The organism is Telluria sp. ZB4P37 (genome assembly GCF_059685855.1).
The window spans coordinates 83,409-99,595 of the sequence record NZ_JCASID010000008.1; the positions used below are offsets into that span (position 1 = coordinate 83,409).

Annotated in this window: 11 protein-coding genes; 9 read left to right on the forward strand and 2 right to left on the reverse strand. The window is 64.2% G+C overall.

The genetic code is table 11. The features are described 5' to 3' along the window. The first annotated feature begins 69 nt into the window (after nucleotides 1-69). From AC56K1_RS14245 to AC56K1_RS14255, 3 genes are all read left to right on the forward strand, one after another. A complete protein-coding gene (locus tag AC56K1_RS14245) occupies nucleotides 70-1,698 on the forward strand; it encodes a CehA/McbA family metallohydrolase (RefSeq protein WP_497158483.1) in 1,629 nt (542 codons plus the stop codon). A 222-nt stretch (nucleotides 1,699-1,920) separates the two neighbouring features. After that, nucleotides 1,921-3,777: a M1 family metallopeptidase gene (locus tag AC56K1_RS14250; RefSeq protein WP_497158484.1), complete on the forward strand. Its 1,857-nt coding sequence runs from the start codon at nucleotides 1,921-1,923 to the stop codon at nucleotides 3,775-3,777. A gap of 22 nt (nucleotides 3,778-3,799) precedes the next feature. Continuing rightward, nucleotides 3,800-5,404, forward strand: coding sequence for a serine hydrolase (locus tag AC56K1_RS14255; RefSeq protein ID WP_497158485.1), 1,605 nt, complete (start codon nucleotides 3,800-3,802; stop codon nucleotides 5,402-5,404). Nucleotides 5,405-5,521: 117 nt separating this feature from the next. On the opposite strand, the gene AC56K1_RS14260 is transcribed toward AC56K1_RS14255, so the two are convergent. Together AC56K1_RS14260 and AC56K1_RS14265 are read right to left on the reverse strand one after the other, a co-directional pair. Beyond that, the gene (locus AC56K1_RS14260; protein WP_497158486.1) at nucleotides 5,522-7,093 is read right to left on the reverse strand and encodes a S1C family serine protease; all 1,572 of its coding nucleotides are present in this window, start codon (nucleotides 7,091-7,093) and stop codon (nucleotides 5,522-5,524) included. A 135-nt stretch (nucleotides 7,094-7,228) separates the two neighbouring features. Next, entirely contained in the window at nucleotides 7,229-8,020 is a 792-nt protein-coding gene (locus AC56K1_RS14265) for a class I SAM-dependent methyltransferase (protein ID WP_497158487.1), read from the reverse strand. A 402-nt stretch (nucleotides 8,021-8,422) separates the two neighbouring features. On the opposite strand from AC56K1_RS14265, the gene AC56K1_RS14270 reads away from it, so the two are divergent. The 6 genes from AC56K1_RS14270 to AC56K1_RS14295 all read left to right on the forward strand — a co-directional run bounded on the left by AC56K1_RS14270 (nucleotide 8,423) and on the right by AC56K1_RS14295 (nucleotide 16,187). Further along, complete coding sequence (locus tag AC56K1_RS14270) at nucleotides 8,423-10,057, forward strand: TldD/PmbA family protein (RefSeq protein WP_497158488.1); 1,635 nt, start codon at nucleotides 8,423-8,425, stop codon at nucleotides 10,055-10,057. 14 nt (nucleotides 10,058-10,071) lie between these two features. Beyond that, a complete protein-coding gene (locus AC56K1_RS14275; RefSeq protein ID WP_497158489.1) occupies nucleotides 10,072-11,406 on the forward strand; it encodes a TldD/PmbA family protein in 1,335 nt (444 codons plus the stop codon). A gap of 160 nt (nucleotides 11,407-11,566) precedes the next feature. Then, complete coding sequence (locus AC56K1_RS14280) at nucleotides 11,567-13,204, forward strand: TldD/PmbA family protein (RefSeq protein ID WP_497158490.1); 1,638 nt, start codon at nucleotides 11,567-11,569, stop codon at nucleotides 13,202-13,204. Between the two features lie 11 nt (nucleotides 13,205-13,215). Continuing rightward, nucleotides 13,216-14,553, forward strand: a complete 1,338-nt coding sequence (locus AC56K1_RS14285; RefSeq protein ID WP_497158491.1) for a TldD/PmbA family protein — start codon at nucleotides 13,216-13,218, stop codon at nucleotides 14,551-14,553. 5 nt (nucleotides 14,554-14,558) lie between these two features. Continuing rightward, the gene (locus AC56K1_RS14290; protein WP_497158492.1) at nucleotides 14,559-15,179 is read left to right on the forward strand and encodes a DUF4159 domain-containing protein; all 621 of its coding nucleotides are present in this window, start codon (nucleotides 14,559-14,561) and stop codon (nucleotides 15,177-15,179) included. A 3-nt stretch (nucleotides 15,180-15,182) separates the two neighbouring features. Next, nucleotides 15,183-16,187: an AAA family ATPase gene (locus AC56K1_RS14295; protein ID WP_497158493.1), complete on the forward strand. Its 1,005-nt coding sequence runs from the start codon at nucleotides 15,183-15,185 to the stop codon at nucleotides 16,185-16,187.

Sequence of the window (16,187 nt, forward strand, 5' to 3'; positions counted from 1 at the left end):
AGATAAATTTGCAATGAAGGAGACGGATCGGCGCAAGGTGGAGTTCGGTGCAATTGTAAAAATTGCATTATGAAAACCACAATCCTGACCCCCACCCTCCGTGCGCTGCTGCTGGCCCTGTGCTGCAGCAGCGCTGTCGCGGCGCCTGCCGAGCACAAGGAATTCGAAGCCACCCTGCACGCGCCCTTCCAGGCCGACGCGGGTGCGCGCCGGACCTTCAGCCTGTCCTTCCATCATCCCGGCCTGGAACGCTCCCGGACGGTGGACTGGTTCCTGGAGCTGGTCAATCCCCAGGGCCGCATCGCCCAGCGCTGGCGCGGCAGCCGCAGCCTCTCTAGCGCCGCCGTCCCGGCATCGGTCACCTGGAACGGCCGCATCGGCACCGCCCCTGCACCGGCCGGCCTGTACCGCGTGCGCCTGCGCGCCGGCCTGCGCGGCGACCATGAGGCGCTGGTGGAACAGGAATGGCAGATCGCTGTCGGCAGCGCGCCCGCGCCACGCATGCCGGGCTTCGTCCCCTTGTCCGGTGCCCGTCACCTGGACAATCCGGCCGCGATGGCGCCGGCACCTGGCGCCTTGCCCTATACCGTCTACCTGGCCAACCTGCACAGCCAGAGCAACCACAGCGACGGCGGCGCCGCGCTTACCGAGTGCAAGGGCGCGCAGGATCCGCTCACCGGGAAGTACGGGCCGGAAGCGGCCTTCGCCTATGCCCGCGGGCGCGGGCTGGACGTGCTGGCGGTATCGGAGCACAACCACATGTACGACGGCTCGGACGGCACCGCGCCCGACGCCGATCCCGCCGCCGCCAGGGCCCTCTACCAGGCCGGCCTGGCCAGCGCCGCCGCGTTCACCGCCACCAAGCCGGGTTTCCTCGCGCTCTATGGCATGGAATGGGGCGTCATCAACCACGGCGGCCACATCAATATCTTCAACAGCGACGAGCTGCTGGGCTGGGAAAAGAACGCCAAGGGCGAGCTGATGGCCGACACCTTGAGTCCGCGTAACGACTACGCGGCGCTGTACGCGCTGATGCGCCAGCGCGGCTGGATCGGGCAGTTCAACCATCCCGCGCAGCAGGGCCAGTTCGTAGTGAACGGCGTGCCGCTGGCGTACACGCCGGACGGCGACGAGGCGATGGCCTTGTGCGAGGTGATGAACAGCACCGCCTTCTCGACCAACGAGTCCGAGACCGAGACGCGGCGCAGCAACTTCGAGCAGTCCTGCAACCGCCTGCTGGAAGCCGGCTACCACGTCGCCTTCAGCACCAACCAGGATAACCACTGCGCCAACTGGGGCGCGTCCTACACCAACCGCACCGGCGTGCTGCTGCCCACCGGGACCGCATTGAGCCGCGAGAGCTTCATGGCGGCCCTCAAGGCCCGGCGCGTGTTCGCGACCATGGACAAGACCTCGCAGCTGGTCTTCACCGCGAACGGCAAGCTGATGGGAGAACGCTTCACCAACTGCGGCCCCCTCACGCTGAAAGTGAACTTCGCCTCCAGCTCGGGCAAGAAGGTCGCGGCGGTGGCGTTCATGGAGGGCGTGCCGATGCGCGGCGGGACGGTGACGCAGCTGTCGTCCACGGCCACCACGACCTTCACCCCGACGCCCGGCCAGCATTTCTATTATGCGAAGGTGACGCAGGACGATGGCAACGTGCTCTGGTCCGCGCCAGTGTGGGTGACGCAAGAATAGTCGAGAACCGTAGGGTGGGCGGAAAATAGTCCACTGGACTATTTTCCGCCCACGCGTTCAAACCACGTTAATGCGGCCCGTGCGGCTATTCAACGCCCAACGCCCACCCTGCAACCCCGTCAATACAGCTCTCCCCGCGCTTTCGCCCCCTTGGCGAAAATGCTATCCTGCTCGCGCCCCTCAGCCCTGCCTGGGCTGCCTGACCTACCTCTGCGAGAGACCATGAAGACAAGCACCCTGCTGCGCGCTGCGGCCTGCGCCCTGATCAGCCAGTGGAGCGCCTACGCGTTCGCACTCGATCCGCTCAGCTACGCCAAATACGACCAGGTCCGCACTAAAGCCCTGCACCTGGACCTGAAGGCCGACTTCACGCGCAAGACCCTCAGCGGCCATGCCGACCTGACCCTGGACTGGCTCGACAAGTCCGCCACCATGCTCGACCTCGACACCCGCGAGCTGGCGATCTCGAAGATCGAGGCGCAGGATGCGAAGGGCGCATGGAAGCCGGTGAAATACACGCTCGACAAGCTCGACGCCGAAAAGGGCCAGGCCCTGCACGTGGCCCTGCCAGGCCAGCCGTCGACAATCCGCATCCACTACAAGACCGCGCCCACCGCCACCGCGCTGCAGTGGCTGACGCCGAAGCAGACCATGTCGGGCAAGTACCCCTTCATGTTCAGCCAGTCGCAGCCGATCAATGCGCGCTCCTTCGTGCCGATCCAGGACACGCCGGCCGTGCGCTTCACCTACACTGCCCGCATCCAGGCCCCGCAAGGCATGCGCGTGGTGATGAGCGCGAATAACGACCCGAAGGCGACGGGCAAGGGCGGATGGAAGTTCACGATGCCGCAGCCCATTCCTTCCTACCTGCTGGCGATCGGCATCGGTGAGCTCGAAGCGCGCACCTTGGGCGGACGCACCGGCGTCTATGCCGAGCCGCAGCGCATCAAGGCCGCCAAGTACGAATTGGCCGATACCGAGAAGATGGTGGAAGCGGCCGAATCCCTGTACGGCCCCTATCGCTGGGGGCGTTACGACATGCTGGTGCTGCCGCCTTCGTTCCCGATCGGCGGCATGGAAAACCCGCGCCTGACCTTCCTGACCCCGACCATGATCGCCGGCGACCGCAGCCTGGTCGACCTGATCGCGCACGAGCTGGCGCACAGCTGGTCGGGCAACCTGGTGACCAACGCCTCGTGGAAGCACTGGTGGCTTAACGAAGGTTTCACAACCTACGTGACTACCCGCATCCTCGAGAAGATGTATGGCGCCGAAGTGGCGACCATGAACCTGCAGCTCGAGCAGGAAGAAGCGATCGAGTCGCTCAAGACGATTCCGGCCGCGAAGCAGGCGCTGCTCACGCGCGATCCGGATACCTCGAACGAGCATTACACCGACGAAGGCCTGGCCTATCCGAAGGGCGCCTGGTTCCTGCGCACCCTGGAGCAGCGTGCCGGCCGCGCCGCGTTCGATCCTTTTCTCCGCAGCTGGTTCGACCAGCACGCCTTCCAGAGCGTGACCACCGGGCAGTTCGTGCAGTTCCTGCGCGCGAACCTGCTGGCCAAGAACCCGTCCATCATGACGGATGCGGAGCTGGACGAGTGGCTGTACGGTCCGGGCATTCCGGCCAGCGCCAAACACGCCGTCTCGGCGCGCCTGGCCAGGCTGAACGACACCACCGCGCGCTGGCTCAAGGGCGAGCTCAAGACCGCGCAGCTCGATACCAAGAACTGGACCGCCGCCGAGTGGATGAAGTTCCTGAACGATATCGACAACAAGGCCACCGCCGCGCAACTGGCGGCGCTGGACAAGGCCTTCGGCCTGGCGAAAACGGGTAACAACGAAGTGGCCTTCCGCTTCTACCGCGCCTCGGTGCACGCCGGCTACCGCGGCATCCGCCCGAACCTGGAAGCCTTCCTGATGAGCGTGGGCCGCCAGAAGTTCGTGGTGCCGCTGTACGGCGCGCTGCGCGCCAAGCCCGACGACCGCGCCTGGGCTGAGCGCGTCTACAAGGCCGCGCGCGAGCGCTACCACCCGGAGACGCAGGGCAGCGTCGACAAGCAGATGAATAAACAATAAGGGACTGAACAGCGTGATTTCCATGAACCGCATTGCAGCAGCGATCCTGATCGCTTTCTCCACCTGCGCCGCTGCCGCCGCGCAGACCGCCGCCGCACCAGCGGTCGCTGACCAAGCCGCCGCCTACAACCTCGAAGCCGACGTCACCCGCGTCATGAAAGCCTTCCAGGTGCCGGGCATTGCGATTGCTGTGGTCAAGGACGGCAAGGTCGTCGTGGCCCAGGGCTTCGGCGTGCGCCAGCTCGGCGAGCCGGCGAAAGTAGATGGCAAGACCATCTTCGAGATCGCTTCGAACTCCAAGGCCTTTACCGCCGCCGCACTGGGCATGCTGGTCGACCAGGGCAAGCTCGATTGGGACGACCCGGTCATCAAGCACCTGCCGGACTTCCGCATGTACGACGCCTACGTCACCGCCGAGATGACCGTGCGCGACCTGCTGACCCACCGCAGCGGACTTGGCCTGGGCGCGGGTGACCTGATGTGGTGGCCGACCACCACCTTCACCACCGACGAGATCATCCACAACCTCCGCTACATCAAGCCGGCCACGAGCTTCCGTAACAGCTACGCCTACGACAACCTGCTCTATATCGTCGCCGGCAAGATCATCGCCGCCAAATCGGGCAAGACCTGGGGCCAGACCATGCACGAGTGGATCCTCAAGCCTGCCGGCATGGCGACCACCACCACCAGCCTGGCGGAGAGCACGAAGTTCGCCAACGTCTCGTCCCCGCACAGCAAGATCAACGGCAAGATCGCCGCGGTCAAGCCGATGCCGGTCGCTAATGCGGTCGGCGCGGTGGGCATCAACACCAGCGCCGAGGACATCGCGCGCTGGATGAACGTGCTGCTCGATAACGGCCGTGTGGGCAAGGGTGCGGACGGCAAGGACGTGCGACTGTTCTCCGAGAAGCAGGCGCGCGAGCTGTGGACGCCGCAGACGCCGATGAAGATCAGCCAGCCGCGTCCTCCGCTGGCCGCCACCAGACCGAATTTCTATGCCTACGGCCTGGGCTTCCAGCTGCGCGACTACCAGGGCAAGATGGTGGCGATGCACGGCGGCGCGCTGCAGGGCTTCTATTCGCGCGTGCTGCTGGTGCCGGAATCGAAGCTGGGCATCGCGATCTTCACCAACGCCGAAAGCGGTTCCGCGCTGTCGGCCCTGCAGTACCGCCTGCTGGACCAGTACCTGAACGTGGCGCCGACCGACTGGATCGGCCGCGTGGCTGATGTCGAGCGCGAGATGACTGAAAAGGAAGCAGCGCGCCTGAAGAAGGAAACCGCCACCCGCGCAGCTAGCTCGAAGCCGTCGCTGACGCTGGCCAGCTACGAGGGCGACTATCAGGACCAGTGGTACGGCCTGGCGACCATCAAGCGGGTGGGAAACAAGCAGGTGCTGTCGTTTGCGAAGACGCCTGACCTGACCGGGGAACTGGAGCACTTCCAGCACGACACCTTCATCGTGCGCTGGAAGGAGCGGAACTTCAATGCGGACGCCTACGTGACCTTCTCGCTGGACCATGACGGCAGCATCGAACGGATGCGGATGAAGCCGGTCTCGACGGAGACGGACTTCAGTTATGACTTCCAGGATTTGTTGTTTACGCCGGTGAAAAAGTCGAAGTAATCGACTGTTTCAAGAGATTGGGTTCCCGCCTGCGCGGGAACGACGGTCTTAAGGCCAACATACTAAGCACGTCATCCCCGCGCAGGCGGGGATCCAATTTCGTTGAGCAGCGTTAGCTCACTTCCCAGCCCACACCTTCATCATATCCTCCGACCCCTGCGTGCGCACCCCGTTATCCGACAGGATCGCATCGGTCGCCTCCAGCGTCGCCTTGCGCGGCAAGATCATGGTTTCGCCATAGCGCTGGTCGAACTTGAACACCACATGCTCGTCCTTCAGGTCGCGTAACACCGACACCAGGTGCGCCAGGCTGCGGATCTTGACGCCGTTGACCGTATCGACCACCGAACCGAAACGGTTGCTGTAGCCGCTCACCAGCTTGTGCGGGAAGAAGGGGCTGCTGATCACCACCAGCTCTTCGCGCACCGCGTCCGGCGAATCGCCGCGCTGGGTCACCAGCGGGCTGTCGTTGAAGCTGTAGGCATTCATCGCCGGCGCACTCGACACCAGGAAGGACAGGAACTCGTTGGTCGCGCGCGTGAAGACCGCCGGGCCATACACGAAGTACGACGGATAGCCACCGTTCAGGTCCGGGATCAGGAGCGGGCGCGGGCCGCTGCTTGGTACGTCCACCCGCATGGTTTTACCGCCCCGAATGATGGTCATCGGCACCTTGCCGTTTTTCGCCACCTGCTGGATGCGGTACTGGAAGCGCACGCGCAGGTTCGAACCCAGTTTCACCATGCCCTGGTTGTCGATCGGGTGCTCGCCGATGTGGGTGACGATGTCCCATTCCTTCAGCGGCCAGCTCGCATCGGTTTTATACGGACGGTGCACCACCGCGCCTTCCACCGACTTGTCGAGCTTGAGGTACTGGCGCAGCGCCGGGTTCTCGAGCGTCTGGATGCTGTCGTGCAGCAGCGGCTTGCCGTCGTAGCGGCCGTCCGCCACGTCCTTCAGGAACAGCTCGATCTCTTCGTTGGGAATCACGTAGCCGATGTTCTGCGCACCGGCCGCCATCGAGAAGGCCAGGCCGATCATCTTGTCGCCGGCGATCACCGGGCCGCCGCTGTTGCCCGGGTTGATCGGTGCGTCGATCTGGATGCGCAGCCCCGAGCTGAACGAACCGTAGCCGACGAATTCCACGCGCGAGACGATGCCGCGGGTGGTCGAGAGCGAATTGCCGCCCACCGGATAGCCATAAGCGAACACCGCTTCGCGCACGTCCGGCAGCACCGCCGCGCGCGGCACCGCCGGGCGCTTGTCGAAGAAGGAGGCGTCGTCGAGTTCCAGCACCGCCAGGTCCAGGCCGCGCGCCAGGGCGATGACCCTGGCCGATACCTTGTCGCCCGACTGGCTGGCCTGCACCTCGACCTGGCTGGCGTAGCCGACCACGTGGGCATTGGTCAGGATGCGCCTGCCTTCGATGATGACGCCGGAGCCGGTCACGTCGACCGGGGACTGCTTGGCCCACGGCTTGTATGGGTCCGGGCGGCGCACGGTGGCGAAGATCTTGACGACCGAGTTCTCGACGGACGGCAGGGCAGGTGCGGTCGTGGCGGACGGGGTCGCGGTGGCCGGCGAGGGCGGGGTCGCAGGCGTCGGGGCAGGAGGCGGGGTGGTGTCCTGTGCGTGGACGAAGCCTGCCATGGCGAATGCCACGGCGGCGGCGAGGCGGACGATCTTCATAAATTCCTTCAGTGGCTCAATCGGGTCGATCTGGATGGGTACAAGCCGCCAGAATATACACGCTCGCCGCGGAAGGAAACACACGAATTTACACAGTTGGGGAGCCCAGGGCCCCCCAACCGGACTGCCGGCTGATTACTGCTTGACGAACTTGAGCGTCATGCGGTCGCTCTCGCCGATCGCCATGTACTTCTCGCGGTCCTTGTCCTTGTTGGCCAGCACCGGCGGCAGGGTCCAGACGCCTTTTTCGTGGTCGGCGGTGTCCTTCGGATTGGCATTGACTTCCGATTTGCCGGCCAGCTTGAAGCCGGCGCTCTCCACCGTCTTGATCACCCAGGCTTCGTGCACATAGCCGCTCGACGCCTTGGCGTCCTGCGTCATCTTGGCCGGCAGGCGGTGGTCGACGATGCCCAGCACGCCGCCCGGTTTCAGGACCTTGTGGATTTCCTTGAAGGTGGTCTTCAGGGCGTCTTCACCATTGCCGACCCAGTTGTGCAGGTTGCGGAAGGTGAGCACCATGTCGACGCTGTTCGGCGCTGCGATCTGGTAGCGGGTCGGCGGCTCGAAGATCGATGGCGCGACCTTGCCGTAGAGCGCCGGGTTCGAGTCGAGCTTCTTCTTGAAGGCCATGCCGTAGCGCTTCTCCGGTGCGATCTCTTCGCCCGCGCCGATCAGCTTGCCCTTGTCACGCAGGTAGGGCGCGAGGATCTCGGTGTACCAGCCGCCCGAAGGCGTCAGCTCGACCACCGTCATGGTCGGCTTGATGCCGAAGAAGGTGAGGGTCTCGTAGGGATGACGGGCGCTGTCGCGCGCCTTGTTGGCCGCGCTGCGGTGTTCGCCCGCGATGGCCGCTTTCAGTGCGTCGTCCGCGTGGGCCGCGCCGGCCAGGCCGGTGGCCAGCATCGCTGCCAGGATCAGTCGTTTCATCGGTTCGGGGTCTCCAGAAGTTGTTGTGCGCGGCCGGGCGGAACGCCGCCGCCGCGCTGATGATCCGGCAGCCCGCACCGGCAGTCAAGCGTTCCCTGTATATGCATATCCAACTCCTGCGCTTGTCCCGTTGTTGTCCGGAAATTGTCCGCAGCGGACACGGCGGACAGCCGCGCGGACACCTCGCTGGACAGTGCGCGGCATCGAAAATCATGCATTTAGCGAAGGCTTTGATATGGCACAACAATTGCCTATTCAAATCCTCATGTTACTGCTAATGTTGCCAAGTTTTTCGTCGCAATCATTGCCTGGTAAAGAAAATTGCCAGCGCCGTACATACAAGAGCGGACCGTGAAGCCGGCGGGACCGCTGTCCAGAAACAGGTAGATTTCAGGAGACACGATGGAACGCCGTACTTTTCTAAACTTCAGCAGCCTGGCACTCGCCACGACCATGGTTCCGTTCAGCCGCGCGATCGCTGCTGAAGAGCTATTGAGCAGCATGCCGACCGCCGCCAGGAAGGCGCTCGCCAACGTCGCGCTGAACGCCGCCACCAAAGCCGGCGCCAGCTACGCAGACGTGCGCATCGGCCGCTACCTGAACCAGTTCATCACCACCCGCGACCTGAACGTCGAGAACGTGGCCAACACCGAGTCGGCCGGCATCGGCGTGCGCGTGATCGCGGGCGGCGCCTACGGCTTCGCCGCCACCTCCGACATGAGCAGCGACGGCATCGCCAACGCGGCGCGCCAGGCAGTGGCGATCGCCAAGGCCAATGCCAAGCTGCAGTCCGAACCGGTGCGTCTTGCACCAGTCAAGGGCGTCGGCGAGGTGTCGTGGGCCACGCCGATCAAGAAGGACTGGCGCACGGTGCCGATCAAGGAAAAGGCCGACCTGCTGATCGCCGCCAACAAGGCCGGCATGGACGGCGGCGCGACCTTCATGAATTCGATGCTGTTCCAAGTGAACCAGCAGAAGTATTTCGCTTCCACCGACGGCTCTTACATCGAGCAGGACGTCCACCGCCTGTGGGCGCCGTTCCAGGCCACTGCCGTGGATAAAACCACCGGCAAATTCCGTTCGCGCTCGGGTCTCGGCGCGCCGGTCGGCATGGGCTACGAGTACCTGGATGCGCGTCCCGAACACAAGATCAAGGCTGCCGGCGGCGTCGCCACCCTGTACACCGGGTCGTATGACCTGATCGAAGACGCGAAGGCGGCCGGCCGCGACGCCAAGATGAAGCTGACCGCCAAGTCGGTCACGCCGGGCAAGTACGACCTGATGCTCTCGCCTGAACACCTGTGGCTGACCATCCACGAAAACGTCGGCCACCCGACGGAACTGGACCGCGTGCTCGGCTACGAAGCCAACTACGCCGGCACCAGCTTCGCCACGCTCGACAAATGGGAAACCAAGAAATTCAAGTACGGCAACCCGATGGTCAATCTGTATGCAGACAAGGTCACCCCGGGCTCGCTCGGCGCCGTCGGCTATGACGACGAAGGCGTCAAGACCAGGAAGTGGGACATCATCAAGGACGGCATCCTGGTCAACTACCAGGCCACCCGCGACCAGGCCCACATCATCGGCGAAAAGGAATCGCACGGCTGCTCGTACGCCGACAGCTGGAACTCGGTGCAGTTCCAGCGTATGCCGAACGTCTCGCTGGCGGCCGGCAAGAAGAAGCTGACCCCGGACGAGATGGTCAAGGACATCAAGAAGGGCATCTACATCGTCGGCGACGGCTCGTTCTCGATCGACCAGCAGCGCTACAACTTCCAGTTCGGCGGCCAGCTGTTCTACGAAATCAAGGACGGCAAGATCGGCCCGATGCTCGAGGACGTCGCCTACCAGGCCAACACCCAGGAATTCTGGAATGCCTGCAGCGCGATCTGCGACGAGCGTGACTGGCGCATGGGCGGCTCCTTCTTCGACGGCAAAGGACAACCGCCGCAGATCAGCATCGTTTCCCACGGTTCGAGCACGACCCGTTTCAATGGGATCAACGTGATCAACACCGCACGCAAGATCGGCTGAGGCGAGGACCATTCATGAGCATCCTGACCCAGGAACAAACCAAGCGCATTTCGGATCGCGTGATGTCGCTCTCGAAGGCGGACGAGTGCATCGTCAGCATCGAGGGCAGCCGCATCGGCAACATCCGCTTCGCACGCAATGCCGTCTCCACCGCCGGCCAGGCCGACGACACGCAGCTGCAGGTGCAGGTCGCCTTCGGCAAGCGCCAGGGCACCGCCACCATCAACGAGTTCGACGACAAGTCGCTGGAGCGCGCCGTACGGCGTGCCGAAGACCTGGCGCGCCTGGCGCCGGAGAACCCGGAATTCATGCCGGCGCTTGCCAAGACCGGCTACAAAACCTCCGACACGTTTGTCCAGCGTACCGCCGACATCGACCCGGAATACCGCGCCCAGGCCGCCGCCTATGCAATGGAAGCCTGCCGCAAGAAGGGCCTGGTCGCCGCCGGCTTCTTCACCGACCGCGCCAGTTTTGAGAGCGTGGCCAACTCGAACGGCGTGTTCGGCCACCAGGCCGCGACCTCGCTCGACTTCACCTGCACCGTGCGCACCGAAGACGGCCGCGGCTCGGGCTGGGTCAAGCGCTCGGCGCGCGATGTCGCGAAATTTGACCCGCGCGAAGCGGCCGACGTCGCCATCGAAAAGGCGCTGCGTTCGGTGGACGCCAGGGCGCTCGAGCCGGGCCGCTACACCGTCGTGATGGAGCCGGCCGCCACGAGTGACCTGATCAGCGCCATGCTGGGCGGCTTCAATGCGCGCCTGGCCGACGAGGGCCGCAGCTTCCTGTCGAAGCAGGGCGGCGCCAACCGCCTGGGCGACAAGCTGTTCGACCAGCAGGTCAACATCTGGACCGACCCATGGGACAAGGACGTGCCGGTGCTCCCGTGGGACAACGGCATGCTGCCGCGTGAGCGCATGCAGCTGGTGAAGGATGGCCGCATCAATGCGCTCAACTATTCGCGGTTCTGGGGCCAGAAGAAGAACCAGCGCGCGATCGGCAGCGCCGGCAACATCATCATGGCCGGCACCGACAAGACCACCGCCGACCTGATCGCCAGCACCAAGAAGGGCGTGCTGGTCACCCGTACCTGGTACATCCGCATGGTGGACCCGCAGTCGGTGCTGCTGACCGGCTTGACCCGCGACGGCACCTTCTACATCGAGAACGGCAAGATCAAGCATCCGATCAAGAACTTCCGCTTCAACGAGAGCCCGGTGACGATGCTGAACAATATCGAGGAGATCGGCAAGCCGGTCGTGATCGGTGGCGACGAGGCGAATTACTCGATGCTGATCCCGTCGATGAAGATCCGCGACTTTAACTTTACGTCGCTGTCGGACGCTGTTTAATAAGTCAACCCTGGCCCGCTGCCTTAAAACCGTCGTTCCCGCGAAGGCGGGAACCCAATTTCGCAGTGCGGTGGTCGCGCACGCAAAATTGGATCCCCGCCTGCGCGGGGATGACGGAGCGGCGGCTTGCACACGGGTTAAACGCTAACTGAAAGACATCATGGAACGCCGCAAATTCCTCCACATCGGCGCCGGCACTGCCGGGGCCATGCTCATCCCGGTCTTTGGCAATGCCATCGCCGCCGATGAGCTCATGAACCCGATGGCGGCCAGCGTCAAGAAAGTCCTGGCCGACACCGCATTGAACGCCGCCACCAAGGCCGGCGCGTCCTACTGCGACGTGCGCATCGGGCGCTACCTGAACCAGTTCATCATCACGCGCGACCTGAACGTCGAGAACATCAGCAATACCGAATCGAGCGGCGTCGGCGTGCGCGTGATCGCCAATGGCGCCTACGGTTTCGCCTCGACCAATGACATGAGCCCGGACGGCATTGCCAACGCAGCGCGCCAGGCCGTGGCGATTGCCAGGGCCAACGCCAAGCTGCAAACCGAGCCGGTACGCCTGGCGCCTGTCAAGGGCGTGGGCGAAGTGGCCTGGGCCACGCCGCTCAAGAAAGACTGGCGCGGCATTCCGGTCAAGGAAAAGGCCGACATGCTGATCGCCGCCAACAAGGCCGGCATGGATGCGGGCGCGAGCTTCATGACCGCCTCGCTCTTCCAGATCAACCAGCAGAAATACTTCGCTTCGACCGACGGCTCCTACATCGACCAGGACATCCACCGCCTGTGGGCCCCGATCAATGCGACCGCCGTCGACAAAGCCAGCGGTAAGTTCCGCTCGCGCGCGGGACTGAGCTCGCCGGTGTCGATGGGCTACGAGTACTTCGACGCGAAAGCCAGCGACAAGGTGCGGGCTGCCGGCGGCGTGACCACGCTGTACACCAACTCCTACGACATCGTCGAAGATGCGCGCCTGGCCGGCAAGCAGGCGCGCGAGAAGCTGTCGGCCAAGTCGGTCGAGCCGGGCAAGTACGACCTGGTGCTGAGCCCTGAACACCTGTTCCTGACCATCCACGAGAACGTCGGCCACCCGACGGAACTGGACCGCGTGCTCGGCTACGAAGCCAACTACGCCGGCACCAGCTTCGTCGGCCTGGACAAGTGGGAATCGAAGAAGTTCAAGTACGGCTCCGAGCGCGTGAATTTTGTGGCGGACCGCACCACCCCGGGTTCGCTGGGCCTGATCGGCTACGACGACGAAGGCGTGCGCGCCAAGAAGTGGGACATCATCCGCAACGGCATCCTGGTGAACTACCAGGCCACGCGCGACCAGGCCCACATCATCGGCGAGAAGGAATCGCACGGCTGTTCCTACGCCGACAGCTGGAGCACCATCCAGTTCCAGCGCATGCCGAACGTGTCGCTCGAACCGGGCAAGGCGCGCTTGACGCCGGACGAGATGGTCAAGGACGTCAAGAAGGGCATCTACATCCTGGGCCGCGGCTCCTACTCGATCGACCAACAGCGCTACAACTCCCAGTTCGGCGGCACGCTGTTCTACGAGATCAAGAACGGCAAGATCGCCGGCCCGCTGGAAGACGTGGCTTACCAGACCAACACCCAGGAGTTCTGGAACGCCTGCTCGGCCATCTGCGACGAGCGCGACTGGCGCATGGGCGGCTCGTTCTTCGACGGCAAAGGCCAGCCGAGCCAGGTCAGCGCGGTGTCGCACGGCTCTGCTACCTCCCGCTTCAACGGCATCAACGTCATCAACACCGCACGCAAGATCGGTTAAGAGGAGACACTATGAAACAGCTGAACCAGGAACAAGCCAAACGCATTACCGACCGCGTGATCGCTTTCTCGAAGGCCGACGAGTGCAACGTGTCGATCGAGGGCAACCGCACCGGCAACATCCGCTTCGCGCGCAACAGCGTGTCGACCGCGGGCCTGACCGAAGACATGCAGCTGGCCGTGCGCGTCGCTTTCGGCAAGCGCGTGGGTACCGCCGTGATCAACGAATTCGACGACAAGTCGCTGGAAAAGGCCGTGCGCCGCGCCGAAGAGCTGGCGCGCCTGGCGCCGGAAAACCCGGAGTTCGTCCCGGCCGTGAGCAAGCAGGACTACCTCACCACCAAGACCTTCATGTCGTCGACCGCCGGCATCGACCCGGACTACCGCGCCGAAGTGGCCGCGGCCGCCATCGGCGCTGCGCGCGCCAAGAAGCTGGTGACCGCCGGCTTCTTCACCGATAACAGCAGCTTCGCCTGTATCGCCAACTCGAAGGGCGTGTTCGGCTTCCAGGAATTCACCGACCTCTCCTTCACCTGCACCGCGCGCACCGAAGACGGCCGCGGTTCGGGCTGGGTGACCCGCTCGGCTGTCGACGCGCGCCGCTTCAACGCGCGCGAAGCGGCCGACATCGCGATCGACAAGGCGCTGCGCTCGATCGACGCCAAGGCACTGGAGCCGGGCCGCTACACCGTCATCCTGGAACCGGCGGCGACCTCGGAAATCCTGGGTAACATGTTCAGCTCTCTCGGCGCACGCGCCGCCGACGAAGGCCGCAGCTTCCTGGCCAAGAAGGGCGGCGGCAACCGCCTGGGCGAGAAGCTGTTCGACGAACAGGTGAACATCTGGGCCGACCCATGGAACCCGGACGTGCCGGTCGCGCCATGGGACAACAACACCATGATCGCCCGCAAGCGCACCGACATCGTCAAGAACGGCCGCATCGCTTCGCTCGGCTATTCGCCGTACTGGGCGCAGAAGACCGGCAACCAGGCCACGGCCAGCCACGGCAACATGATCATGGCCGGCGGCACCAAGTCGCTGGAAGAGCTGGTCGCCGGTACCAAGAAGGGCATTGTCGTCACCCGCACCTGGTATATCCGCATGGTCGATCCGCAATCGCTGCTCATCACGGGCCTGACCCGCGACGGCACCTTCTACGTCGAGAACGGCAAGATCAAGCACCCGGTGAAGAATTTCCGCTTCAACGAGAGCCCGGTCACCATCCTCAATAACATCGATGAACTGGGCAAGCCGGAAGTCATCGGTGGCGACGAGGCGCCGTTCCAGATGGTGCTGCCGCCGATGAAGGTCCGCGACTTCAACTTCACTTCGCTGTCCGACGCGGTCTAAGGTCGATGGCAACGTACGACTTCTACTTCACGCGCCTGATGTATGAGTCGGGCGACTGGGATGTGGACATCCGTACGCCCAGCAACGTGCTGAACTCGCTGGTCGAGTACACCACCTTGCGGGTGGATCCGGCAGAGCGCATGGTCGCGCTGTCGGATCCGAAGATGCTGCAGGCGCCGTTCTGCTATTTCGCGGGGCACAAGCTGGTGCAGTTCACCCCGGCGGAGCGGCGCAACCTGGAACGTTACGTGCGCGGCGGCGGTTTCGTGTTCGTGGACGACTGCAACCACGACATCGACGGCCTGTTCGCCAAGTCGTTCGAGGCCGAGATGGTGAAGATCTTCGGTGCCTCGGCGTTGAAGAAGATCCCGAATACGCATCCGCTGTATTCGTGCTTCTTCAAGTTCGACGGGCCGCCGACCACCGGGGGCGAACTCAATGGCTGGGGCGACGACCTGGTGCATGAATACCTGAAGGCGATCGAATTCGGCGGGCGCGTGCGCTTGCTGTACTCGAACAAGGACTACGGATGCGAGTGGGACTACGATTTCCGCAACAAGCGGTTCCTCGCGGTCGACAACACCCGTTTCGCGGTCAATATCATTCAATATGCGTTGGGGGCTTGAAGCGTGTCGGAACGTAATGCAGTGGAGTGGAACGAGGCGGAAATCGCCAGCCTGACGGCGGCAGTGGGCGCGCTGAAAGAGAGCATGGCGCGTGTGATCATCGGCCAGGAGAATGTGGTCGACTTGCTGGTGACCTGCCTGCTGGCGGGCGGGCACGCCCTGGTCGAAGGTGTGCCGGGGCTGGGCAAGACCCTGCTGGTCAAGTCGCTGGCCCAGGCCACCGACATGCAGTTCCGCCGCGTGCAGTTCACGCCGGACCTGATGCCGTCCGATATCGTCGGCACCGAGATCCTGGAAGAAGACACCACGACGCGCCGGCGCGTGTTCCGCTTCCAGCAGGGCCCCGTGTTCACCCAGGTGCTGCTGGCGGACGAGATCAACCGCGCGCCGCCCAAGACCCAGTCGGCGCTGCTGGAAGCGATGCAGGAGCGCGCCGTTACTTTTGCGGGCACCACGCACAAGCTGCCGCGTCCCTTCTTCGTGCTGGCCACGCAAAACCCGATCGAGCAGGCCGGCACCTATCCGCTGCCGGAAGCGCAGCTCGACCGCTTCCTGCTGCGCATCGACGTGGTCTACCCGACCGAAGATGAAGAAGTCATGATGGTCTCGCGCACCACCCATGCTGGCCTGATGGATGCCGAGCCGGCCATGACGGTGGAAACCCTGCTGCGCCTGCAGCAGTTGGTGCGCGACATCGAGATCGGCGAGCACCTGCTGCGCTATGCAACGCGCCTGGTCCGCGCAACCCGTCCGTCGGAGACAACGGTGGCCGCAGTCAAGCAGCACGTCGGCTGGGGCGCCGGCCCGCGCGCCGGACAGGCGCTGGTGCTGGCCTCGAAAGCGCGCGCCCTGATGCAGGGCCGCCTCGCCGTCACGCGCGATGATATCCAGGCCATGCTTCTGCCGGTGCTGGCCCACCGCGTGCTGCGCAACTTCGAGGCGGAAGCCGACGGCGTTGCCGTTGCCGACATCCTGCACGCGCTGCGCAACGAGATCCGGATCGATTAA